This window comes from Spiroplasma endosymbiont of Acasis viretata (assembly GCF_964031275.1).
Classification (GTDB): Bacteria; Bacillota_I; Bacilli_A; order Mycoplasmatales; family VBWQ01; genus Spiroplasma_E; species Spiroplasma_E ixodetis_A.
This window is the reverse complement of sequence record NZ_OZ035019.1, coordinates 252,664-277,897: the sequence shown is the minus strand read 5'-3', so window position 1 is coordinate 277,897 and position 25,234 is coordinate 252,664. Positions and strand designations below refer to the sequence as shown.

Annotated in this window: 24 protein-coding genes and 4 pseudogenes; 10 read left to right on the top strand and 18 right to left on the bottom strand. The window is 23.9% G+C overall.

Annotation, left to right across the window (positions count from 1 at the left end; all coding sequences use genetic code 4):
* Positions 1–55: 55 nt before the first annotated feature.
* Positions 56–1,471, top strand: coding sequence for an asparagine--tRNA ligase (gene asnS / locus AAHM96_RS01530; protein ID WP_338960353.1), 1,416 nt, complete (start codon positions 56–58; stop codon positions 1,469–1,471).
* Between the two features lie 147 nt (positions 1,472–1,618).
* Positions 1,619–1,840: a hypothetical protein gene (locus AAHM96_RS01525; protein ID WP_342273388.1), complete on the top strand. Its 222-nt coding sequence runs from the start codon at positions 1,619–1,621 to the stop codon at positions 1,838–1,840.
* Positions 1,841–2,147: 307 nt separating this feature from the next.
* On the opposite strand, the gene greA is transcribed toward AAHM96_RS01525, so the two are convergent.
* A complete protein-coding gene (gene greA, locus AAHM96_RS01520) occupies positions 2,148–2,669 on the bottom strand; it encodes a transcription elongation factor GreA (protein WP_338973629.1) in 522 nt (173 codons plus the stop codon).
* A gap of 109 nt (positions 2,670–2,778) precedes the next feature.
* Positions 2,779–3,126, bottom strand: coding sequence for an HPr family phosphocarrier protein (locus AAHM96_RS01515; protein ID WP_342273387.1), 348 nt, complete (start codon positions 3,124–3,126; stop codon positions 2,779–2,781).
* Positions 3,127–3,344: 218 nt separating this feature from the next.
* Here AAHM96_RS01515 and rpmB point away from each other — a divergent pair, with 218 nt between their 5' ends.
* The 5 genes from rpmB (at position 3,345) to phoU (ending at position 8,323) form a co-directional block, all read left to right on the top strand.
* Positions 3,345–3,536 (top strand): 50S ribosomal protein L28, encoded by a 192-nt coding sequence (gene rpmB, locus AAHM96_RS01510; protein ID WP_252320665.1) that lies wholly within the window; start codon positions 3,345–3,347, stop codon positions 3,534–3,536.
* 210 nt (positions 3,537–3,746) lie between these two features.
* Positions 3,747–4,712 carry a PstS family phosphate ABC transporter substrate-binding protein gene (locus AAHM96_RS01505; protein WP_342273386.1) on the top strand — a complete coding sequence of 322 codons (966 nt, stop codon included), beginning with the start codon at positions 3,747–3,749 and terminating at the stop codon, positions 4,710–4,712.
* A 14-nt stretch (positions 4,713–4,726) separates the two neighbouring features.
* Entirely contained in the window at positions 4,727–6,748 is a 2,022-nt protein-coding gene (pstA, locus tag AAHM96_RS01500) for a phosphate ABC transporter permease PstA (protein WP_342273385.1), read from the top strand.
* Positions 6,673–7,608 carry a phosphate ABC transporter ATP-binding protein PstB gene (gene pstB / locus AAHM96_RS01495; protein WP_342273384.1) on the top strand — a complete coding sequence of 312 codons (936 nt, stop codon included), beginning with the start codon at positions 6,673–6,675 and terminating at the stop codon, positions 7,606–7,608. The genes pstA and pstB overlap by 76 nt, the downstream gene beginning before the upstream one ends.
* A 37-nt stretch (positions 7,609–7,645) precedes the next feature.
* Positions 7,646–8,323: a phosphate signaling complex protein PhoU gene (phoU, locus tag AAHM96_RS01490; RefSeq protein ID WP_174480791.1), complete on the top strand. Its 678-nt coding sequence runs from the start codon at positions 7,646–7,648 to the stop codon at positions 8,321–8,323.
* Between the two features lie 589 nt (positions 8,324–8,912).
* On the opposite strand, the pseudogene AAHM96_RS01485 reads toward phoU, so the two are convergent.
* Both AAHM96_RS01485 and AAHM96_RS08380 read right to left on the bottom strand, forming a co-directional pair.
* Positions 8,913–9,158 (bottom strand): annotated as a pseudogene (locus tag AAHM96_RS01485) (ABC transporter ATP-binding protein); the annotation flags it as partial.
* A gap of 40 nt (positions 9,159–9,198) precedes the next feature.
* Positions 9,199–9,583 (bottom strand): annotated as a pseudogene (locus AAHM96_RS08380) (transposase); the annotation flags it as partial.
* A 127-nt stretch (positions 9,584–9,710) separates the two neighbouring features.
* On the opposite strand from AAHM96_RS08380, the gene AAHM96_RS01470 reads away from it, so the two are divergent.
* A complete protein-coding gene (locus tag AAHM96_RS01470) occupies positions 9,711–10,688 on the top strand; it encodes an IS3 family transposase (protein WP_342272797.1) in 978 nt (325 codons plus the stop codon).
* A 914-nt stretch (positions 10,689–11,602) separates the two neighbouring features.
* On the opposite strand, the gene typA is transcribed toward AAHM96_RS01470, so the two are convergent.
* Positions 11,603–13,447, bottom strand: a complete 1,845-nt coding sequence (gene typA / locus AAHM96_RS01465) for a translational GTPase TypA (RefSeq protein WP_338956865.1) — start codon at positions 13,445–13,447, stop codon at positions 11,603–11,605.
* A 794-nt stretch (positions 13,448–14,241) separates the two neighbouring features.
* Here typA and AAHM96_RS01460 point away from each other — a divergent pair.
* A complete protein-coding gene (locus AAHM96_RS01460) occupies positions 14,242–14,424 on the top strand; it encodes a hypothetical protein (protein WP_342273380.1) in 183 nt (60 codons plus the stop codon).
* On the opposite strand, the gene AAHM96_RS01455 is transcribed toward AAHM96_RS01460, so the two are convergent.
* Together AAHM96_RS01455 and AAHM96_RS01450 are read right to left on the bottom strand one after the other, a co-directional pair.
* Positions 14,421–15,398: an IS3 family transposase gene (locus tag AAHM96_RS01455; RefSeq protein ID WP_342265776.1), complete on the bottom strand. Its 978-nt coding sequence runs from the start codon at positions 15,396–15,398 to the stop codon at positions 14,421–14,423. The genes AAHM96_RS01460 and AAHM96_RS01455 overlap by 4 nt on opposite strands.
* 217 nt (positions 15,399–15,615) lie before the next feature.
* Positions 15,616–15,879 (bottom strand): hypothetical protein, encoded by a 264-nt coding sequence (locus AAHM96_RS01450; RefSeq protein WP_342273379.1) that lies wholly within the window; start codon positions 15,877–15,879, stop codon positions 15,616–15,618.
* 113 nt (positions 15,880–15,992) lie between these two features.
* Between AAHM96_RS01450 and AAHM96_RS01445 the strand changes: the two are divergent.
* Positions 15,993–16,782 (top strand): annotated as a pseudogene (locus tag AAHM96_RS01445) (IS5 family transposase).
* Between the two features lie 134 nt (positions 16,783–16,916).
* On the opposite strand, the gene AAHM96_RS01440 reads toward AAHM96_RS01445, so the two are convergent.
* The 11 genes and pseudogenes from AAHM96_RS01440 to AAHM96_RS01395 all read right to left on the bottom strand — a co-directional run.
* Positions 16,917–17,396, bottom strand: a complete 480-nt coding sequence (locus tag AAHM96_RS01440) for a single-stranded DNA-binding protein (protein ID WP_342273378.1) — start codon at positions 17,394–17,396, stop codon at positions 16,917–16,919.
* Positions 17,397–17,537: 141 nt separating this feature from the next.
* Positions 17,538–17,666: a hypothetical protein gene (locus tag AAHM96_RS01435; RefSeq protein WP_342273377.1), complete on the bottom strand. Its 129-nt coding sequence runs from the start codon at positions 17,664–17,666 to the stop codon at positions 17,538–17,540.
* Positions 17,667–17,803: 137 nt separating this feature from the next.
* The gene (locus AAHM96_RS01430) at positions 17,804–18,106 is read right to left on the bottom strand and encodes a hypothetical protein (RefSeq protein WP_342273376.1); all 303 of its coding nucleotides are present in this window, start codon (positions 18,104–18,106) and stop codon (positions 17,804–17,806) included.
* Positions 18,107–18,118: 12 nt separating this feature from the next.
* Positions 18,119–18,505 (bottom strand): hypothetical protein, encoded by a 387-nt coding sequence (locus AAHM96_RS01425; RefSeq protein ID WP_342273375.1) that lies wholly within the window; start codon positions 18,503–18,505, stop codon positions 18,119–18,121.
* A gap of 111 nt (positions 18,506–18,616) precedes the next feature.
* Positions 18,617–18,739 (bottom strand): hypothetical protein, encoded by a 123-nt coding sequence (locus tag AAHM96_RS01420; protein WP_342273374.1) that lies wholly within the window; start codon positions 18,737–18,739, stop codon positions 18,617–18,619.
* Between the two features lie 406 nt (positions 18,740–19,145).
* Positions 19,146–19,568, bottom strand: coding sequence for a transposase family protein (locus AAHM96_RS08375; protein ID WP_425288771.1), 423 nt, complete (start codon positions 19,566–19,568; stop codon positions 19,146–19,148).
* 2 nt (positions 19,569–19,570) lie between these two features.
* A complete protein-coding gene (locus AAHM96_RS08370) occupies positions 19,571–19,963 on the bottom strand; it encodes a transposase family protein (protein ID WP_342272745.1) in 393 nt (130 codons plus the stop codon).
* A 75-nt stretch (positions 19,964–20,038) separates the two neighbouring features.
* The gene (locus AAHM96_RS01410) at positions 20,039–21,139 is read right to left on the bottom strand and encodes an HNH endonuclease family protein (protein WP_342273373.1); all 1,101 of its coding nucleotides are present in this window, start codon (positions 21,137–21,139) and stop codon (positions 20,039–20,041) included.
* Between the two features lie 4 nt (positions 21,140–21,143).
* The gene (locus tag AAHM96_RS01405) at positions 21,144–22,091 is read right to left on the bottom strand and encodes an adenine-specific methyltransferase EcoRI family protein (protein WP_342273372.1); all 948 of its coding nucleotides are present in this window, start codon (positions 22,089–22,091) and stop codon (positions 21,144–21,146) included.
* Positions 22,092–22,754: 663 nt separating this feature from the next.
* Positions 22,755–23,732: an IS3 family transposase gene (locus AAHM96_RS01400; RefSeq protein WP_342272762.1), complete on the bottom strand. Its 978-nt coding sequence runs from the start codon at positions 23,730–23,732 to the stop codon at positions 22,755–22,757.
* A gap of 127 nt (positions 23,733–23,859) precedes the next feature.
* A pseudogene (locus AAHM96_RS01395) lies at positions 23,860–25,003 on the bottom strand (IS256 family transposase); the annotation flags it as partial.
* Positions 25,004–25,234: the final 231 nt, after the last annotated feature.

Sequence of the window (25,234 nt, the reverse complement as noted above, 5' to 3'; positions counted from 1 at the left end):
ATAATAGTTAATATATAATTTATTTATTATATAAAAATAAATAGGAGGAACAATAATGATTTACACAATTAATAATTTATTTATTAATAGTAACGATAAAACTAAAAAAATACCAACACAAGTAACTGTTAACGGTTGGGTTCGTTCTAATCGAAATAGTAAAAAAGTTGGGTTTTTAGATTTAAACGATGGTTCTTCAATTAATAACTTACAAGTAGTATATGATCCAAATTTAGAAAATAATAACAATTTAACTAATGTTACTACTGGTAGTGCTGTTACTATTACTGGTAATTTAATTTTAACACCAAATGCAAAACAACCATTTGAACTAAAAGTAATTACTGCTACTGTCTACAACATATGCGCTAATGATTATCCAATCCAAAAAAAAGAACATACAAATGAATTTCTTCGTGAACACGCACACTTACGTGTTCGTACTAATACTTTCTTGTCATTATTTAGAATTCGTGATCAAGTATCATGATCTATTCATAAATTTTTCCATGATAATCAATTTATTTACCTACATAGTCCTCTTATTACAGCTAATGATGCTGAAGGTGCTGGTGAAAATTTTATTGTTACTACTATAACTAATGATAAATATGAAAAGGATTTTTTTGGGAAAAAAGCCTCATTAACTGTTAGTGGTCAGTTAAATGCTGAAGCCTACGCTCAATCTTTACAAAAAGTTTACACATTTGGACCAACATTTCGTGCTGAAAAATCTAATACTACACGTCACGCAGCAGAATTTTGAATGGTAGAACCAGAATTTACCTTTAGTAATCTACAAGATAATATTATACTAGCCCAAAAACTAATAAAAACTGTTATTAGAGATGTTCTAAATAATTGTAATTCTGAATTAAAATTCTTAGAACAAAAACAAGAAACTAAAAATGAACAATCACTAATTGAAAAATTAGAAAAAATTGCCGATTTTAAATCTGATTTTAAAGTTATTACTTATACAGAAGTCATTGAATTACTTTTAAATGCACAAAAAAAAGGAAAAAAATTTGAATTTAATGAAATTAAATGAGGAATTGATTTACAATCAGAACATGAAAGATATTTATGTGAAGAAATAACTAAACAACCAACTTTTGTTATTAACTATCCACAAACCATCAAAGCTTTTTACATGAAACTTAATCCAATTGATAGTAATCATCCACAACAAAAAACAGTGGCAGCTATGGATTTATTAGTGCCAGGGATTGGTGAATTAATTGGTGGTTCTGTTCGTGAAGATAATTATGAACAATTACTAAAAAATAAAACTCAATTCAAAATTGAAGGTAATGATCTACAATGATATTTTGATTTAAGAAAATATGGATATGCACCAAGTGCTGGTTTTGGTTTAGGTCTAGAAAGATTTTTAATGTTTATTACTGGTATTAATAATATTAGAGATGTTATTCCTTTTCCTCGTACACCAAATAACTTATTATTCTAAAATAATAATATTTTAATAATATCTTTTTAAATTAAACTTATAATGTTATTTAAAAATCCTATTACCACATTAAAATCCAACATAATATATAATTAATTTAGTATTAAATAATTATTTAATAAGTTAAAAAAAAGAAAGGATATTTATATGCCAAAATCATATGAAATTATAAAAACAATATTAAAAAATAATACTTTTAAATTAAAAAGTAAACGTTTAAATTTAGAAATAATGATTGATTATAATCAAAAAGATCTAATTAATGTTCAACACTCAATTTACAATAGTTCAAAAGCAACCATTTTTTCTAAAGAATTACAAGAATTTTTAAAAAATGCTTACCATAATGCAGTTGCATCTAAAAAATAGATATCCCATGAGTAATAACAGCAACTTTTAATTTACCAAAATTTGAAATTAATCAAAAAAAATTACCAAATTCATCATATATAACTGAAATTAATGACTTAAAAAATAAAATTATTAAAGAAGGTATAACTATTAAAAATGATGAAACATACTTTGAAACTAAACTTTCTTTAAAAGAAATATGTGAAAACTTTAATATTGAAAATTCTAACATAAAAGAATTACTAAATAATTGCTTAAAAATCCCAGATAATAATTTTGAAAAAATCAAACAACAAAGTAATTTAGATACTAAAGAAAACAAAACTTATAATTGATTTTTTACTTCTATAATTTTTACCCTATATGTTTCTTTAATACCTTTAATATCAACAATATCACCAACAACACAATTCATAATTGATACTGCTAATGGGCACTCATTAGAAATTAATCCTTCAAATGGATTACTTTCAATACTTCCAACAATTTTAAATTTTTCTTCTGATTCAGAAACAATTTTACCATCTTTAATTTTTACAATTGTTACTCAACTACCAACACGAACTGCTTTGATATTACTATTTTTACGTTGTTTTTGTTCTTCAAGAATAACAGCACTAGTAATAATCGTTTCAAGTTCTTGAATGCGTGCTTCATTTTTGCCTTGCTCTTCACGCGCACTAGTATAATCAGCATTTTCTGATAAATCGCCATCAGCCCTAGCTGCTTTTAATCGTTCTTTTATTGATTCACGTTCAACATTAATTCGTTTATATAATTCAGTTTTTAACTTTTCTAAACCTTGTTCTGAAATTATTATTTCTTTATTTTTGTTAATTTCGCTCATTAAATGCCTCCATTTATATAATTTAATATTTTAAGAACGTAAATAATTATATCATAAGGATAAATGGTTTTAAAAAAAGTATTCAAAAGAATACTTTTTTTAAAACCATTTACTTTATTAATTTTTCTTCTTTTAATAAAGAAATAATTTCTGATTTAACTTCTTCAAGTTTTTTATCTTCTACTTTTTCATCCATTTTTGTAAAAATAAAAGCAATTTTACTAAAATTTTTTGCTTGTAAACCTAGAAAATTAAGAACTGACTTAGCTTTAACTTTAGTTTCATTACCAGTAAGTTTTACTGACTTCGTAATATCTGCATTATCAGGTAATTTAATGACTTCTACCTCAATATTTTTATACTTACTAATAGCAGCTGCAATTTTGGCTATTGGTCGTGCATGTAAACCAATCTTTTTTTCATCATCAATTTGCACAGCATAAATAATACAATTCATTTTTTTCCTCCAAGATTTCTTAAAAATTTGTATAATATAGTTTATTTATAACATATTTTTTATTTTTTTAAAAAAAATATATAATTTAAATTTTTCTTATTAAAATAATGACCTAGTAAATATTCAATTTTTTACAAATAAATTTTAATTTTTTTTAAAATAAATAAATAAATATGGTATTATTTATTAGTTAAAACATTAATAAGGAGAAAATAACTATGGCAAGAAAATGTGCTTTAAGTGGTATTGGTCCACTAGCTGGTAACAACCGTTCGCATGCGATGAACTCTTCTAGAAGAAAATGAAATCCAAACTTACAACCAGTAAAAATTGGTGGAAAAACTTTAATGATTAGTGCTCGTACTTTAAAAACTTTAAAGAAAAATAATGCTTTAGATAATAAAAAATAAAGTTATTTTATCTTTTGAAATATATAAATAAAGAATACTAATAAAAGAAAGAAATACTTTTCTTTTATTTTTTATATTAAATTAAAAATATTAATAATATAGTCTAGAACCTACATTTTTTATAAAAATGAAATAATTTTTCTAGTTTTTATCAATTATATTGTTATAATACGTGTATGATAAAGAAAACTCTCAGTTGGGTGGATTTATATGCTAAAAAAAAGAATTTTGTCATTATTTTGATTAATCACAATGATTAGTATTTTTATTGTAACTTTAGTTAGTCATAAACCCTATTTTATTATGGGGGGTTCAACTTCAGTAGCACCTTTAATGCATACATTAATGGAAGACTATACCGATAATCATAAAGAAGCAGACTTTACTTATAACAGTTTAGGTTCAGATGCAGCAGTAATTCCAGTTAATAAAAATATGTTTGGTATTGGCTGACTTTCGAAAGAATATACAACTCCTAATAATAATTTAATTTCTTTTGTTTTATCAAAAGATGGCATGATTTTAGTTTATAATTTGCCACAAGATTGCTTAGGTAATAATAAACCTCTAAATTTTACACAAGATAAAGTAAAAAAAATGTATTTATCGAAATCACCTATTTTCTGAAGAGATTTATTTCCACAAAATACTTCAGAACCAAATCAAGGTTGAATCAAACCAACTTGTGACCTCAAAATTTTAGCTTATACTAGAGAAAATGGTTCAGGAACACGAGATGTTTTTAATGAAAAAGTTCTGGGTGATTCAAAAGCATATTATCCACAAGCAATAACTGTTAATTCAAGTACACAAATGTTTAATATGTCTAGTGGTGGTGTTGGCTATAGTTCATATTCAGATAAAAAACAATTAGATTCGAATAAACAATTCACTAATATTCATATTGCTAATTGAGAAAATATTGCTCCAAGTTTAGACACCATTAAAAATGGTACTTATCAGTTATCACGACCATTTACAGGTTTAATAAATAAAAATTTTAAACAAATTAATACTTTAGTTAAATTTCTAAAATTCTTGTTTATTCCTGACTATCCAGGTCATAACGAATACGTAGTTCCTGCTTTTTCAGAAACTCAGTACGCACAATCAGCAGTAGCATTAACTGACAAATTAAATTATGATTTAAATCAGTGATTAAACAATTTTCCATAAAGGAGTATTAATAAATGAAATCCAAATCTTTTAAAAAGTTTTGACATAAAATAACTTTTAATCATTTTAATAAAAATCATGATCCAAAAAATGTTTTTATTAGTGAACAAAAAAAACATACTTATGATCTGATTGCTAAAATTTGTGTATTGTCTATATCTTCATTAGCACTAATTGCCGCTTCATTATTAATTGGTTTTATTATCGGTCAAACATTTAGTAATATGAGTTTTCTAAATTGATTTAAAATGTTAGGAAATAGTAAATGATTACCTAGTGCTAATAGTTTTGGTATTATTGCCTTTATCATTGCCACTTTTTGAGTTGCACTATTTTCAATGATACTTGCTGTTCCTTTAAGTTTACTAACATCATTATTTATATGTGAATTTTTACCACCAAAATTAAAAAAAACAACATTAACTTTAGTAGAATTATTATCTGGTATTCCTTCAGTTGTTTTTGGTGCTTTTGGTTTAATGACCATTGGCCCTATTTTTGTAAAAATGGGAGCACCAACCAAAGAAAATATGATGACAGCAAGTTTTATTTTATCAATGATGGCATTACCAACAATTATTTCATTATCTGTTAATGCTATTACTCGAGTACCAAAATCTTATCTATATGCATCATTAGCACTAGGTATTAGCAGGACTGACACTAGTTTTAAAGTCATTTTTAAAGCAGCAAAAACCAAAATCATTGGTGCAATAATTTTTGGATTTGGAAGAGTCATCGGTGAAACAATGGCCGTTGTTATGATTGCTGGTAATAGTACTCTAACCCCAAATTTTGCACATGGTCCACTTGCATTTTTATTTAGTTCAATTTCTACTTTAGCGGGAGTAATTGGACTAGAAATTGGAGAAGCAGTTAGTTCTCAACAAATATCAGCATTATATAGAATTGGTTTATTTTTATTTATTATAGTTTCAATAATTAACTTTATTGTTTTAATAATTTATAAACGTAGTGATAAAAAAGCAAAAGGTCATAAAAAACCACGAAATTATAATTTAAAAAAAATAAATCTATCTGATAATCAACTAATGTTAACTATTAGTGAAAAAACTATTAAAAATCAAGGCTGAAAACACTTTAAAGACTATTTTCGATTATTCTTTATGGGGCTAGCTTGTTTTATTACTATGGGATTAATTATTTGAATTATTGGTGATATTATTATTAATGGTATCTTCAACATTAGTGGTAATGCTGGTAGTAGCATTTTCAATTTTAATTTTGCAGCTTTAATTTCAACAACTGGTGATGAAGGTTACTTATCAATTATCACAATGACATGTTTATTGGTATTAACAACAATTACTATTGCTATGCCATTAGGTATTATTGGTGCAATTTATCTTCACGAATATGCCAAAAATGGTTGATTTGCTTCAATATTACGTTTTGTGCTAAATACCTTAGCTTCTACGCCATCAATTATCTTTGGTATGTTTGGATTTACTTTTTTTATTACTTTCTTACAAATAAGTTTCTCAGCAATTGCTGCTAGTTTAACATTAACAATTGTTATTTTACCACTTATTATTAGAGCAGTAGAAGATACATTAAAATCAGTACCTATTGAATATCGCGAAGCATCATTAGCACTAGGTGCTAGTAAATTTGAAACAATAAGAAAAGTAGTTATTCCAGCTGCCATTGGTGGCATTATTACTAGTATGATTTTATCAATGGGTAGAATTATTGGTGAATCAGCACCAGTTTATCTAACATTAGGAAGCACTGTTGCTTTTCCCAATAAAGGTTTCTTAAGTTCAGGACAAACTTTAACAACCCATATTTTATTAGTTAATAAAGAATCAAATGACCCTAATAAATTAGGAATGATGTACCAAACAGCACTAATAACAGTTATACTAATATTTATTTTAAACTTTATAGCAAAACATTTTGAAAAAAGTTTAACAACAGGAATCGGGGTGAAAACAAAATGCTCAATTGAATTATTAAAAGAAAAAATGAAAGCAAGAAAGAATCAACGAATAGCAATAAAAAAAGAAAAGTAAATGTAATTAAACCTTACTTTTTAAAAGTGAAAGATAAATTTAAGAAAAAACCAAATAACAAATCAAATAATTTATCAAATATAGAAAATATTCCAAAAAGTAATTATGTTTTTACTATTAAAAATTTAAATTTCTTCTATAATCATGGCAAAAAACAGGCTTTATTTAATATAAATTTAGAAATAAGTCGTAATCAAGTAACCGCTTTTATTGGACCAAGTGGTTGTGGCAAATCAACATTACTACGAACTTTAAATAGAATGAATGATTTAATTGATGGTGTTAAAATTAATGGACAAATATTATTTAATAATGAAGATATTTATGAAAATAAAAAAAATATTATTTCATTACGAACTAAAGTTGGAATGGTATTTCAAAAACCTAATCCCTTTCCAATGTCAATTTATGAAAATGTGGCATATGGCCCAAAAAATCAAGGCATTAAAAATAAAAAGATTCTAAATCAAATTGTCGAAGATGCTTTAAAAAAAGCGGCTTTATGAGATGAAGTTGCTCAACACTTATTCGATTCAGCATTATCATTATCAGGTGGACAACAACAACGTTTATGTATTGCTCGTGCTATTGCCCTAAAACCAGAAGTACTATTAATGGATGAACCAACTTCAGCTCTAGATCCGATTGCCGCATCTAAAATTGAAGACTTAATGAATGATTTAAAATCAGACTTTACAATTATTGTTGTTACACATTCAATGCAACAAGCAGCACGAATTTCTGATAAAACTGCCTTTTTCTTAAATGGAGAAGTCATTGAATATAATAATACTAAAAAAATATTTTCACGACCAAAAGATAAAAGAACAGAAGATTATATTACCGGCAGATTTGGTTAAAAATATATATAATTAATTATAGAGAAAGGAGGAAAAAATGAAAATAATTAACCGTAGATTTGATTTAGATATCATAAATTTAAAACAAAACTTATTAACTTTATTAAAAGAAGTAAAAAAAGAACATAAAGACGCTTTAATAGCAATGGAAACCCAAGATTTTGATATGTCAAAAAGAATTGTTGAAACCGATAAAGAAATTAGAACAGTCGCTGAAAGTTTAACAATTACTGCAATTTGAAGTATTGCTCAACAAAATCCTTTTGCTACTGACTTACGTACTATTATTGGCTATATGAATATTATTCGTGATTTAGAACGTATTTCAAATTATGCTAAAAATTTATCCAAATTTAATGTCAAATATAAACCAGAAATTAAATTAACATCTCAATTATCAGGATTAATGAAAAAAGTATTTAAAATGATGGATTTAATTGGTGAATCTATAAATGAAAATGATATTAATAAAGCTTATCAAGCAGCAGAATATGATATTGATATTGATAATCGTTTTCGTGAATCAATGAAAAACATTGTCAATATGTTAAAAGTAAACAAAAATAATGATCAACTCTCTCAATATACATCAACAATGCAACAGTTGAAATATATTGAAAGACTAGGTGATCACTTAGTTAACATTTGTGAAACAATAGTATATATTATTAAAGGTAAATTTTATGATTTATCTTCAACAAAAATATCTGAATAATTTATCAATCAGTGTTAAAATAATTACTTTTTTGCAAGTTTCATTTAAATATTTTTAAGTCATACTTTAATATGATAATATTTATTATTATTTTATTTTTAATTGTATTAAATTAAGGTATGATTTTTTAATTTAATATTAAAATTTCTAAAAAGGAATATTTAACTTAGTTCTTCTATTTTAATATTACTATTAATATTTTTTTTGTTATCTACATTTTGCTTATTTTTATTATATAATAAAGAAATTCCTATTATTAAACCAATTAAATTTAATGTTAAAAATAATAATATGATGCCTAATGCATTATTACTATTACATAAACTTATACCTCAAATTAAAAATACTATTCAAATTACTAAACATATTCATATAATAAATGTAATTAAACCAATACTCATTGCCTTGCACCTTTTTCTTTCTAAAAAATAATTAAACTAAATAAAATATAGTATTTTCTATTAGATTCTTATAATTTAATATTTTTTTTCTTTATACAAGTATTTACTCTATATAAATATAAGAAAAATGCATGAAAATATGCATTTTTCTTATATTTATTAAATCAACCCCCATCTATACCCTTTTCTTATGATCAATTTATTTCATTTGGTTTCATTGGTTTTTCATTATTCTTTACACTAATAATTTTACCATTTTTAACGTTAATAACAGTATTTGCAACATATTGGAAGTTAGGATTATGAGTAACCATAATAATTGATGTTTTATATTCTCGATTAACATCCAATAAAATCTCTAATACCTTACGCCCCATTTCCTCATCAAGTGCTCCTGTTGGCTCATCACAAAATAAAATTGTCGGATTTTTTGAGGCTTTTTAATAATCTGTGTATCTTTGTTTTACAAAGTTACTAATTTAGATTAATTCTGTCTTCAAATTTTATCATAAAATGAGCAATTGCTGTATTTCAATTTTGAATAGGTAATGTTCATTTTTTTGTTATATTTTCAATTGCCAAGTAAAATATTTTGAAAACTGCCATATCATTAGGAAAAACTTTTTTTATTTCTGATGATTTTTCGTAATTGATTATTAACAGATTCAATAGCATTTGTAGTATAAATCACTCTTTTGATTTCTACTGGATAACTAATAAAAACCATTAAATTATCTCAATTTTTATATCAAGATTTAGTAATTTGAGGATATTGTTTATTTCATTTACTTTCAAACGATTCTAAAGCTTGCATTGCTTGTTCTTCACTACATCCACTATAAATTAGTTTTAAATCTGCAACTGCCACTTGCCACTTGCCACTTAGCCCTTTTTACTAGACCATTAATTTAAAAAACCTGAATGTATTCTAAAAACAATTGTGTTATATAATTAACACTAATTTTAACCTGAAAGGATTTTTATTAATGGATAAAATTAAACAAATAGCATTAGTAATTAACAAATTAAATATCAAAGAAAAAATTAAAATTATTGATGATTGTAAAAATCAATATTCAATTAGAAACCTATGTCAATATCTTCAATTAAACAGATCAACATATTACTTTTTAAAAAATAAACAAAAACCTATTAAAAAAGAAGAAAATCATATTATTAAATGCAATCATAAATATCAAAAAATATGCCAACTTTTAATCGAATTTCATTCTACAAGAAAAGGCAGAATTTATGGATATTTAAGAATTTTTTCAGCTTTTAAAGAGTGATTAAAACAAGAAAAAAATATCATTTTAAATATAGAATTATCAATAAAACAAATGCGAAAAATTATGAAAGAACACAATATTCAAGGATTAAAACAAACTAAAAATAACTATCCTAAAAACAAAAAAAATCCAAATAAGTGAATACCTACAATGGATAAAGTAAACAAAGATTATAAAAGTACAACCTCTTCAAATCAAATTTGATCAATGGACACTAAACAAATAAATACTAAAGAAGGATGATTATATCTTTTTGTAATTATTGATTTTTATTCAAATAATGTTGTTAGTTATAATATTGCTCCTAATAAATCATATCAGGATTTAATTCTTCCTGCTCTTGAAAAAATCAACAAACAATTTTCTTGAAATCAAATAAAAAATGTTATTTTACATTCAGATAACGCCAACGAATTTTATTGTCAAGATATCACAAAATGAGCAGAGGATAAACAAATAATTTTAAGCAAAAAACAACCTTATGATATTGGTGGTAATGTATTATCTGAAAACTGATTTTCTCATTTATCTCAAGAATGACTACCTAAAGGATCAAATCAATATTTATCCATCAATGAAGCTATAAATGATGTAAATCAATATGTTATGTTTTATAATTATGAAAGAATACATTCTAAATTTCTAAAACCACCAATTTTACAAATTAAAATTTAGAATTTTATATCAAAAATGGTCCAGTAATTAAGGGCCAACCACCTAAATCATATCAGGATTTAATTCTTCCTGCTCTTGAAAAAATCAACAAACAATTTTCTTGAAATCAAGTAAAAAATGTTATTTTACATTCAGATAACGCCAACGAATTTTATTGTCACGATATCACAAAATGAGCAGAGGATAAACAAATAATTTTAAGCAAAAAACAACCTTATGATATTGGTGGTAATGTATTATCTGAAAACTGATTTTCTCATTTATCTCAAGAATGACTACCTAAAGGATCAAATCAATATTTATCCATCAATGAAGCTATAAATGATGTAAATCAATATGTTATGTTTTATAATTATGAAAGAATACATTCTAAATTTCTAAAACCACCAATTTTACAAATTAAAATTTAGAATTTTATATCAAAAATGGTCCAGTAATTAAGGGCCAACCACCATTATTGATTTTTATTCAAATAATGTTGTTAGTTATAATATTGCTCCTAATAAATCATATCAGGATTTAATTCTTCCTGCTCTTGAAAAAATCAACAAACAATTTTCTTGAAATCAAGTAAAAAATGTTATTTTACATTCAGATAACGCCAACGAATTTTATTGTCAAGATATCACAAAATGAGCAGAGGATAAACAAATAATTTTAAGCAAAAAACAACCTTATGATATTGGTGGTAATGTATTATCTGAAAACTGATTTTCTCATTTATCTCAAGAATGACTACCTAAAGGATCAAATCAATATTTATCCATCAATGAAGCTATAAATGATGTAAATCAATATGTTATGTTTTATAATTATGAAAGAATACATTCTAAATTTCTAAAACCACCAATTTTACAAATTAAAATTTAGAATTTTATATCAAAAATGGTCCAGTAATTAAGGGCCAACCACCATTACTTACGATTTCTATTTTGTTTACGTTCATTTTCAGTCAAGAATTTTTTACGCATACGAATATTTTGTGGTGTTACTTCAACTAATTCATCGCTAGCAATAAATTCTAAAGATTCTTCTAAACTAAAAATAGTTGGTGGTGTTAATCTAACAGCTTCATCATTACCTGAACTTCTAGTATTTGTTAATTGTTTTGCTTTGCAAGGATTAACATCTAAATCTTTATCACGATTACTTAAACCAATAATCATTCCTTCATACACTTTAGTTTGTGGTTTAACAAATAAAGTACCACGTTCTTCTAAAGAATTTAAAGCATAAGGTAATGTTGTCCCTGTAATCATACTTACTAGAACGCCATTTCTATTATTATTAATTTCGCCTTTTAATGGTTCATATGTAAGGAAACTACGAACCATAACACCCGTTCCACGAGTAATATTAACGTATTGACGACCAAATCCAATTAATCCTCTTGTTGGAATATGAAAAATAATTTTATCACGAACATTATCAGAATCCATATTAGTCATAATACCTTTTCTTAGATTTAAATTATTAATAACAGTACTACTATATTCAGTAGGATGATTTAAAATAATTTCTTCGACTGGTTCAGTGGTGTGTCCTTTTTCATCTTTTTTAAATACTACTTCCGGTTTAGAAATACCTAATTCAAAGCCTTCGCGACGCATATTTTCAATTAAAACAGATAAATGTAATTCACCACGACCAAAAACTTTAAAACCATCAGCATTACTTCCGGATAATTGTTCTATTTTTAAACCAACATTAGTTTCTAATTCTCTTGTTAAACGTTCTTTAATTTTATTACTAGTTACTAGTTTACCTTCAGTTCCAGAAAATGGTGAATTATTGACAAGGAAATTCATTGACATTGTTGGAGCCTGTATTGTAATTGGTTCCATTGGCACAACATTATCTTTATCACAAATAGTATTACCAATTGTTATATTTTCAATACCCGCTATGCAAACAATATCACCAGCAACAGCGTTTTTAACAGCTACTCGTTTTAATCCTTGATAAACAAATAAATATTTTACTTTTGCTTTTCTTTTTAAATCATAATCATCAACAACAATTATTTCTTGTCCTTCAGAAATAGTACCTTGAAATAATCTACCAATTCCAATTCTGCCAATAAAACTATCATAATCTAATGAACTAATTTGCATTTGTAAAGGCTCATTATATTTTACTAATTTAGAAATTTTAGCATGTTTAATAATTGTTTCAAATAATGGTTCTAAATTTTCGCTTGGTTGATTCAATTCATATTGGGCAATACCTTGTTTAGTAATTCCATAAAGTGTTGGAAAGTCTAACTGTTCATCATTAGCATTTAATTCCATAAAAAGTTCTAATACTTCATCTTTTACTTCTTCAATTCTTTGGTCCTTTTTATCAATTTTGTTAATCATTAAAATTGGATTTAAGTTATGTTCTAGTGCTTTTTGCAATACAAAACGAGTTTGTGGCATTGGTCCTTCAACACTATCAACTAGTAAAATAACACAGTCTACTGTTTTCATAATTCTTTCAACTTCAGAGGAAAAGTCAGCATGACCAGGTGTATCAATAATATTAATTTTTGTATTACCATGCATGATTGAACAATTTTTAGAATAAATAGTAATTCCTCGTTGACGTTCTTGATCATTACTATCCATTATTTGTTCAACAATAACTTGGTTTTGATGAAAAATATTTGATTGCTTTAATAAAGCATCAACTAATGTTGACTTTCCAACATCGACGTGTGCTATCACTGCAATATTAATAATTTTTTGTTCAGCAGAAACTTTTTCTTGTTCAGACATTATTCATTCTCCGTTATTCTTAAATTTTGACATTATATAAATTATACGCAATATTTTTAAATTTAGTAAAATAATTAAAAAAATAATTTATTTAAAATGATTTTTTGACATATAATAATTATCTAAATCTTATGATTTGTGATTTTTTTTCATTTTCATCAGTTTTGTTTCTATATTTACTTTTATCATTATTATTTAAAAAATTATTTTGTTGTATTTGTTGGGTTAATAAATATGTTTGTATATCATTAAAATTATTTGTATATATAAAACTGCTACTAGGTTTTGATATTTTTATTTCAATAAATAAACTGTCTTTAGTGTGTGTTTCTAATGTATTAGTATAATGTTTTTATTAATTAAAGATGTGTTAATTTTTGTTGTTAATTTTCATATTTGATTTTTATTTGGTAATGATAAATCTAATGGTTCTTGTTGTAGTCTTTGTTTTTTACTTGATAGTGATAAATCTAATGGTTTTTCATTTTTAATTGTTCTGAAAATTGATGAGATATTGTAAATAAATATTGTAATTCTTCATCTGTTATGTTTTCTTGATTTATTAATTCACCTACAAATAAATTTAATTCACTTAATATTTCAAATAATTGTTGACGTTCTTTTTTATATTTATTAATAAAAAAACTAAATTTTTTTATTTGTGCTAAATATTTGTTTAAAATTAAGTATCATTTTTGTTTTGTGTTTGCTTTTATAATTTTTTATGTTAAGATTTGTTTGTTATTAAAATGTATAAAATTAGTTTTTAAAAACTAGATTGTGAAGTTTTATATATGGATATTCAACAAGATTTTTATATCAAAAAGGTTTTTTATGCTTCTTATGTTAAAAACGTTGTTTTACCTATTTCTTTTTTAAATAATGTTGGAAATATTAGGGGTAAATCTTATGTTGGTAATAAACAGAAATGGTGGTTGGCCCTTAATTACTGGACCATTTTTGATATAAAATTCTAAATTTTAATTTGTAAAATTGGTGGTTTTAGAAATTTAGAATGTATTCTTTCATAATTATAAAACATAACATATTGATTTACATCATTTATAGCTTCATTGATGGATAAATATTGATTTGATCCTTTAGGTAGTCATTCTTGAGATAAATGAGAAAATCAGTTTTCAGATAATACATTACCACCAATATCATAAGGTTGTTTTTTGCTTAAAATTATTTGTTTATCCTCTGCTCATTTTGTGATATCTTGACAATAAAATTCGTTGGCGTTATCTGAATGTAAAATAACATTTTTTACTTGATTTCAAGAAAATTGTTTGTTGATTTTTTCAAGAGCAGGAAGAATTAAATCCTGATATGATTTATTAGGAGCAATATTATAACTAACAACATTATTTGAATAAAAATCAATAATTACAAAAAGATATAATCATCCTTCTTTAGTATTTATTTGTTTAGTGTCCATTGATCAAATTTGATTTGAAGAGGTTGTACTTTTATAATCTTTGTTTACTTTATCCATTGTAGGTATTCACTTATTTGGATTTTTTTTGTTTTTAGGATAGTTATTTTTAGTTTGTTTTAATCCTTGAATATTGTGTTCTTTCATAATTTTTCGCATTTGTTTTATTGATAATTCTATATTTAAAATGATATTTTTTTCTTGTTTTAATCACTCTTTAAAAGCTGAAAAAATTCTTAAATATCCATAAATTCTGCCTTTTCTTGTAGAATGAAATTCGATTAAAAGTTGGCATATTTTTTGATATTTATGATTGCATTTAATAATATGATTTTCTTCTTTTTTAATAGGTTTTTGTTTATTTTTTAAAAAGTAATATGTTGATCTGTTTAATTGAAGATATTGACATAGGTTTCTAATTGAATATTGATTTTTACAATCATCAATAATTTTAATTTTTTCTTTGATATTTAATTTGTTAATTACTAATGCTATTTGTTTAATTTTATCCATTAATAAAAATCCTTTCAGGTTAAAATTAGTGTTAATTATATAACACAATTGTTTTTAGAATACATTCAGGTTTTTTAAATTAATGGTCTAGTAAAAAGGGCTAAGTGGCAAGTGGCAAGTGGCAAGTGGCAAGTAAACCAATAAGATGTTTAAATGATGACAGTAAACCATTTAATGTTATAAATATTGATAGTCACGATAACATGTATTTGGGTGCTTATCCTCCTGTGGGTGGTGAAGTTGGAGCATTTATTTTTAAAAATCTTAATTTTGATAATCCTATTGCGTTGAGAGATATAAAAGATCGAATATAACTATTAGGGATACCACTTACTTGTTTGAAATTAACGCCATCTGTACTTTTTCATAAACCAGTTGTGCTACTTCCTGCATATATTGTTCCATTTGGAGCAATTATAACTTTTTGAATTTTCTTATTTTTTAAGTCTTGAAAATCATTAATAAATGGACTATTAATCATAGTTAAATTTTTATTTAATTGATTTGATTTAAAACCATGATTTATAAGAACCTGTTTAAAATCTTTTAGAGAATAGGATAAAATGATTATATATTTTAAAATAAGAGGTATATATGTGTAAAAATTATCCTAGTAATGTTAGCAAAGAGCAATTTGAAAATATAAAATCAATTTTAGAAAATACTAAAAAGAGAACTAAACCAAGAAGTTTAGATTTATATGAAGTATTTTGTGCAGTTTTATATGTATTAAAAAGTGGTTGCCAGTGAAGAATGTTACCAAAAAATTTTCCAAAATGACAAATTGTATATTATTATTTTCAAGCTTGAAGTAAAAATAATGATAAAGAACCTAGTGTATTACAATTAGTTTTAAAAAAAATTAGTCAAGGCATTTCGTATCAATAATGGTAGAAAAGAACAAACTAGTTTTTGTATAATTGATTCACAAAGTGTTAAAAATACAGATACTACTAAAAATAAAGGTTATGATGCTGGTAAAAAGATTTCAGGAATAAAGCGTCATATTGCTGTTGATTCTCAAGGTTTACCACATGCAATTTACATAACCACAGCAGAAAAAACAGATCGTAATAGTGCTATAATAATGATTGAAAATGAAAAAGAGAATCTTTCTGCAGTTCAAAAAATACTAGTAGATGCTGGTTATACTGGTGAAAAATTTGCTTCTAAAATTAAAACAATTATAAATGCAAATGTTGAAGTTATAAAACGTAATTAATTACATTCTTTTGTAGTATTACCAAAAAGATGAGTTGTAGAACGAAGTTTTGCATGATTAGAAAAATGCAGAAGATTATGAAAAAATTGTGAAAAAAAATTAAATACTAGCTTACAAATGGTTGTTCTTGCCTTTATTTCAATTTTATTGAAAAGATTTTAAACAGGTTCTAACATTATTTGCAAACAATGGTTTTAAGTTACTTGCATTTGTACCTACCAAAGTAGAAACTGCAAGCATACTTAATATTTTTTTCATATTATTGTTCTCCTTTAATTTATAATTATTTAACGCAATTAATTATCTCAAACAATAACTTCTTCAGTAAAATCCAAATCATTATTTTCATATAAATTTTCAATTTCTGAATTATTTAAAGTGTAATTAACATTTTTAAAAGCGCTATCTAAATCAATTTTCTTATCAGTTTCTATTAGTGAACTATCAATTTTAAAATTATTTAAATTATTATTTTGCTTGCGATAATCTAAAAAAGTAACATTTTCTGCAACTACTTCAGTAATATATTGTTCTTTTCTATCTTGATTTATTATTTTTCTTACTGACAGTCTTCCTGATAACGATATTAAAGAACCTTTACCTAAATATTCACACATTTTTTCAGCAACTTTATTTCATGCAACACATGAAACAAAATCAGCTTGATTTGAAATATTATTAACTGCAATAGTAAAAAAAACAAAAGGTTTTTCACTTTGAGTTTTATATAATTTTAAATCACGAGCAAGTCTGCCTATTAATATAACTTTGTTCATTTTATTGTTCTCCTTATTATTTTTCTTTTTTAATTTTAATTAATTTAATAGTAAAATTAAAAATTATATGAGTCATAACTAAAATAAAACCAATTATTGTAGAAACTAAACCAATAATCAATCAATCTGGATAAGGTAATTTTAAATATACGTGACTGGCATAGTTATAATTCCAAGTACACACAAAATACCACCAACTCCATAACCAATAATTTTTAATACTATATTTTCTAATAATATGATATTTTTTTCTGAAAAATTTTGATTCATAATTACCATCCCTTATTTGGCTCATATTTGCCATTTTTAGCGATGTTTAAGAATACGAATGGTTTTTATATTCATATTCTTAATTCAACGCTTTATATTTGTTAAACACTATATTATTATACATTGTTCCATATTGTTTACCAATTCTGCTTTTCTTTAAAAGTTTTTAAAACAAAATCTTTTTCGATTTTTAAAATTTCTTCTAATAAAAAAGTTTTATTAATTTTTTCATCTAAATTTTTAATATAAAACTGTCATTCTTCATTATTACTTTTTAATCAAATGGTTTCACTTATCAATTTTTCGAATTCTCACACTTGAAACACCAACATCGAAGTTTTAGAAATAAAATAAGCATTACAATTACCGTTTAAATTATTTTCTTTTAATCATTTTTGATAAGTTGATAGAAGCTTTTGTTCTTCTTGAGTTAATTGCATAATTTTATCCTCCTAATCTTTTCAAGATATTTCGTTAGATTTATCAGTATTATTTTTTTGTTCATTTAAAATTTGTAAAATCATATCTAATTTTTGATTTATGTTATTATCAAAATTAATCATATTTTTTAACTTTAATTTTCCATAAGTAACTAAACTTAAAGCGTCATTTGATTTATTTAATTTTCTATGACTTACAAATTTTGTACTAATTTCTTTTTCACCAATTGAACAATCACCATTACCTTTGTATATTTTTGTTAAATCTAAATTCAATTTAGTTAAATCAATGCCATAAAAATATCATAATTTTGTACTTGATTTATTAGCATAATGTCTACCTAAATAGTAAATTTTAACTTCTTTGTTAGTAACATCAATGCCAGTTTCTTCCAACATTTCATTGATTACAGTTTGATAATGGTTATTGTTTTCTAAACCACCCGTAATAGTACTGTACTGACTAATTTGCTTATTCTTAAATAATGGATTATATTCTTTAGTTAATAACTAATGATATTCATTGTCTTTTAAAACATAGGGTAATATTGACACTCCTTGGTTATTACATCAAGGTTCTTCAACACCATGCATAAACTCAACTTTAATAAATTTTAAATATTCTTTATTCATAAAAAATATCTTCCTTTCAATAAAAGTGTTTTTAAAAATAAAAATTGTAACAATATAGGTTACAACGCGCTTATTTTTAAATTTCTCTACATGAAAAGAAAAGATAAAATAAAAAAATAGATAGGTCTTAGGTATAAATTAGAGGGCTGTACCTATATTCAGTATTTAATTTTTATGATTTAAATCTATCACATTTAATTAAAAATTACAAGTTTGATTCTTTAATTAAATACAATCGTTACTGATGCCAGCCCTCTACGACCACACCAGTAACTAGATAATTGTATAATAAATATATCAATTAATGAATTATAAATTATTAAAATTTTGTTTTTTTAATAAAATTTTAAATTATATATTGTCTACTATGTTCTTTTAATTTTTCTTCTCTAGAGTTGGTGCAAAACTAAGATAATTCAAAATTATATATTTCTGCTATTAAATTAAATCTTAATGCAAATCTTCGTATTTTATTGCGATATTTTAAAGTTAAAATTTTAAAACGTTTTAGTTTAGCAAATACGTGTTCAATTTTAATTCTAATTTTGCTTAAAGTTTTATTGTATTCTTTTTGAATTGGTATTAATTTATTGTATTTACTTTTTTTAAATGGCAAAAATGTATTTTTATGAATATTTTGTATTCCTTGATAACCTGAATCAACAAAAACTTGTTTTTCTGGATGAATAAAAGTTTTAGATTTTAAAAGTAATTTAAAATCATGAATGCTTCCAAAACAAAAAGCGGTTGAAATAATTTTTCCATTTAAAATATCAATAATTATTTGCGATTTAAGAGTATGATGTTTGTTTTTACCCGAAAAAAGTAATTTTAGTTTTTTTTAATTCTTTCAATTGGAGTTTCAGTAGCATCAATAGCTAGTAAAGTATTATTGATTCCTTTATTTTTGATTAAATCTTTTTTGCCAGATAAATTAAAAATTCCACTTTTTATTAAAGTATTTTCAATTCAAAAAATATTACGAATGCAGCTAGTATGACTAATATTATATCTTTTTGCAATAACTCTATAACTACTATACTCTTTTCAGTATTCTAATGTCATTAATAAACGATTTTCTATTGATAATTTATTAGGTTTACCACCAACTGCTTTTTTAATTGCTTCAGCTTTTTTTAAAATTTCAACCATTTTTTGAAATGTTTGTAGTTTTATTCCCACTAAACTATAAAATTCTTGTTCATCTTTGTATTTTTTTAACATAATAATTATCACCTTTGATATTAATAATAACCGTTAAATTATTAAAATTAAAGGTTTTGCACCAAGTATTCTTTATTATTTATTAGATTTTCTTCTATTACAAGTTTTACATAAAATTTGACAGTTTTCAATAATTGTTTTTCCACCCTGACTTCATGGATCAATATGATCAGCTTCCACTTCTTCAATTGAAAAAGTATTTTTGCAGATATTACATTTACCATTTTGTAATTCAAACATTGTTGTTTTTTGCGATTCATTAAATGTTCTTAAATTTAAATAACTTTCATTTCTTGTTAAAACATATTTATATATACCAACTTTATTTAATACTTCTTCATCAGACATTAAATTTTTAATTTCTAGTTCTAAATTATCTACATTGATTTTAGTATCTTTAAAGTTTAAAAATAACTCATTTCAATCCACATTTTTCATTTGTTTTCTGATAATTAGAAATGTTTTCTGAACTCAATTTATAACTTTATTAAAGTATTCTCACAATTCATTAGCATTTTTATCTAACATATGTTTACCCATATATTCTTCAATACTTTTATCATTAGTAGATTTTATTATTCATTTTAGAGCAAGTTCTAAAATTTCTTGTCTGTTAGGAATTCCTGTAATAAAATTTTTTGCAATTATTATAGCAGGACAATTAGTTTTACTAAAATATTTTTTAGCACTATTTAATCAACTACCTGTATAAGAAACATTTCTTAATTCTTGTTGAGTTAAAACAACTCCAGCTATATTAATTACTCTGAATCAATCTAATATTTCACTATTTTTTCCAACACATTCATAAATAATTAACTCATAATTTAATACTTTCTGTTGAACATCTTTCGGTAAAGAATAAAAATAAATTCCTCTATTATCTAGTGAAAAGTTATTTGCTAAAAATTCACAAATTGAAATAATTCTTTGTTGCCCATCCATAACTTCAAATTGATTATCATTGGTTTTGGCAAAATACATAACATTTAATGGAAAACCATCTAAAACAGTTTTGATTACAGCATTTCTTTCCTTTTCTTTATATACAAACTCTCTTTGATAAGCAGGGCGAATATTTAATTTATTGTTTCAACCAATTACTCCATCCTCTTCATTATTTGAATAATTTTCTACCAATTCTTTAATAGTTAATCTTAATTCTCTTATTTGCATATTATTATTTAATTCTCCTAATTATAATTCTTGCATATTTCTTTTTTCCAAATAAATAAGCTCTCTTACCTGGATATAAATTTTCTTTAAAATTTTCATCTATGTCTAATATTTCAAATTGGTTTGGATTATATTTTTTTAAAAAACTAGAAGGTACACCCATTAATTCCCAATAATCATTAGGAATTAAATTAATTTTATCTACCGATATTGCATCAATATTCTCAAATTTTGGATATTCTTCTTTACTATATTTTTTTAATAAAATTATTTCTTCATTTCTTTTTGTAACATTCATATTTGTCATTCAAGCAATATTTCCAAATTTTTTAACTTCTGTTGTTTTTCTTTCTTTATCACAATATATAAATTGTTTTACTGATGTATATCCAAACCAAACTTTATTTTCCTTAAAATATTTAAATACATTTTTAGATGTAGATTTTGTCTCAGAAGCAATAATTAAAAATTTTTTATTTAATTCAATCAAATTTTTTAAAAAAGGAATAAATAAAGAAAATGGTGGATTTGTTATGATAATGTCAGCTTGTTTATAAATTTTTTGAACTTCTTTACTCCTAAAATCCCCATCATCAGTTAAATCTATTTTTTTAAATTCTAAAATATCATTATCATTTCCTTTACCATTATATTCAATTGCATATGAAGTTGAATTTTCATTATAATGTGTTGCGATAATTTTTTTAATTCCTAAATGCTTAAAATTTTTATGAAAATAAACTCAAAATTTAGATGCTCTATCTTCTGGATAATTACCAATTGGCAAATTTGAAATTAATTCTGGGTCATCACATGGCATTAAAATAACTTTATTTAAAAATTGATCTTTATAAAATTTCAACTCATTCTCTATATCACTTAAAAAAGTATAAAATTCATCATCTTTTTTAACTTTAGCAATATTTAAATTAGAATTTAATTTTTTACTCATAAAATTTAAGTCACCTATTTTGTTATTATTTTTAATTATAAAAGAAGTAAAACACTAGTTAATTATATCATTTATCTATTTTACATTTATTTTTTATTTAATTTTAAATTACCAAAAAAAATAATTTAATTTTTAAATTATAAATAGTAAAATATATTATTTATTTAAATACATATAAATATGTTTTATAAACGGTTTGGCATTTTTATAAATAATTATAATTTGATCAAAATTATTTTTTTCTTTTTCAATATTCAAATATATTTGGTTTAAATAATTATTAATACAACCCTATATCTTTTACTTCATAACTATAATTAATATTTGAAGAATTTTTTCTTGCAGATACAACTCAATTTATAAAATGAGAAATTTCTTCAACTATTATCAATAATAGATTATTTTCTACTTTTAATTTATATAAATATCTTTTTTATATCAATTAATAATTATTCTTAACATATTCATATCAGTATATGGTCAAATTAAAAATAAAAAAATACTTCAATTATTTTTTGTTTTATATTATATTTAACTATTTTATATGTTAATAATGTATAGATTTAAAATGATTTAAAAATTATTTTGGTATTTATTATATATTAGACTTGGTGCAAAACGGTGGTTGGCCCTTAATTACTGGACCATTTTTGATATAAAATTCTAAATTTTAATTTGTAAAATTGGTGGTTTTAGAAATTTAGAATGTATTCTTTCATAATTATAAAACATAACATATTGATTTACATCATTTATAGCTTCATTGATGGATAAATATTGATTTGATCCTTTAGGTAGTCATTCTTGAGATAAATGAGAAAATCAGTTTTCAGATAATACATTACCACCAATATCATAAGGTTGTTTTTTGCTTAAAATTATTTGTTTATCCTCTGCTCATTTTGTGATATCGTGACAATAAAATTCGTTGGCGTTATCTGAATGTAAAATAACATTTTTTATTTGATTTCAAGAAAATTGTTTGTTGATTTTTTCAAGAGCAGGAAGAATTAAATCCTGATATGATTTATTAGGAGCAATATTATAACTAACAACATTATTTGAATAAAAATCAATAATTACAAAAAGATATAATCATCCTTCTTTAGTATTTATTTGTTTAGTGTCCATTGATCAAATTTGATTTGAAGAGGTTGTACTTTTATAATCTTTGTTTACTTTATCCATTGTAGGTATTCACTTATTTGGATTTTTTTTGTTTTTAGGATAGTTATTTTTAGTTTGTTTTAATCCTTGAATATTGTGTTCTTTCATAATTTTTCGCATTTGTTTTATTGATAATTCTATATTTAAAATGATATTTTTTTCTTGTTTTAATCACTCTTTAAAAGCTGAAAAAATTCTTAAATATCCATAAATTCTGCCTTTTCTTGTAGAATGAAATTCGATTAAAAGTTGGCATATTTTTTGATATTTATGATTGCATTTAATAATATGATTTTCTTCTTTTTTAATAGGTTTTTGTTTATTTTTTAAAAAGTAATATGTTGATCTGTTTAATTGAAGATATTGACATAGGTTTCTAATTGAATATTGATTTTTACAATCATCAATAATTTTAATTTTTTCTTTGATATTTAATTTGTTAATTACTAATGCTATTTGTTTAATTTTATCCATTAATAAAAATCCTTTCAGGTTAAAATTAGTGTTAATTATATAACACAATTGTTTTTAGAATACATTCAGGTTTTTTAAATTAATGGTCTAGTAAAAAGGGCTAAGTGGCAAGTGGCAAGTGGCTATTTTCAATTGCTAAGTAAAATATTTTGAAAACTGCCATATCATTTGGAAAAACTTTTTTATTTCTGATGACTTTTCGTAATTGACTATTTACAGATTCAATAGCATTTGTAGTATAAATCACTCTTTTGATTTCTACTGGATAACTAATAAAAACCATTAAATTATCTCAATTTTTATATCAAGATTTAGCAATTTGAGGATATTGTTTATTTCATTTACTTTCAAAGGATTCTAAAGCCTGCATTGCTTGTTCTTCACTACATGCAGTATAAATTGGTTTTAAATCTGCAACTAGAGATTTTCTATGCTTATATGAGACATATTTCAAACTATTTCTAATTTGATGAACTATGCATAATTGATGTTCTGTTTTAAGATAAACTGATTGTATTGCTTCTGACATGCCTGTTAAATTATCACTGCAGGCAATAAGAATATCATTTAAGCCACGATTTTTCATTTCTGTTAAATTTGCTAATCAAAATTTAGCACCTTCATTTTCACTAATTCATAAACCTAAAACATCTTTTTTACCTTCTAAATCAACTCCTAAAGCTATATAAACTGATTTATTAATAATCCTTTTATCTTGTCGTACTTTCACTACTATGCAATCAAAATAAACAATCGGATAGACACTTTCTAATGGTCGATTTTGCCATGCTTTTACATCATCAATAACATCATCAGTAATTTGGCTAATAACACTTTCACTAATATCAGCACCATGATATAACTCTTGTAATTGCATTCTAATATCTGATAATGTCATTCCTTTTGCATATAAAGAAAGAACTTGTTGATCAAAACCATCAAATCTTCTTTGTCTTTTTGCAACTATTACAGGATTAAAATTACTATTGCGATCTCGTGGTACATCAATCTCAATTTTACCTTGTTGAGTTATTAATTTTTTTTGAACTTATACCATTACGAGCATTGTCACTATTACTATGTTGATTCTTATCATATCCTAAATAATTTTGCATCTCAGAATTCAACATTTTTTCTACTAATCTTTTTGTTAATTCTTTATACAATCCTCCCTCTTTAAAAACTGTTGTTAAATCTTCAGTATTTTCTAATAATAAATCTACTGCTTTTGATATTGGATCATTATTATTAATATTTTGCTTTTTAGCCATCTGTAACTCACTCTTTCTAGTCATTTAATTATATTTACTAGAATTAATTAAACATAGTTATTTTTGTAAGTTACACAGATTACTAAACATTACCATAATATTAGTCATACTAGCTGCATTCGTAATATTTTTTGAATTGAAAATACTTTAATAAAAAGTGGAATTTTTAATTTATCTGGCAAAAAAGATTTAATCAAAAATAAAGGAATCAATAATACTTTACTAGCTATT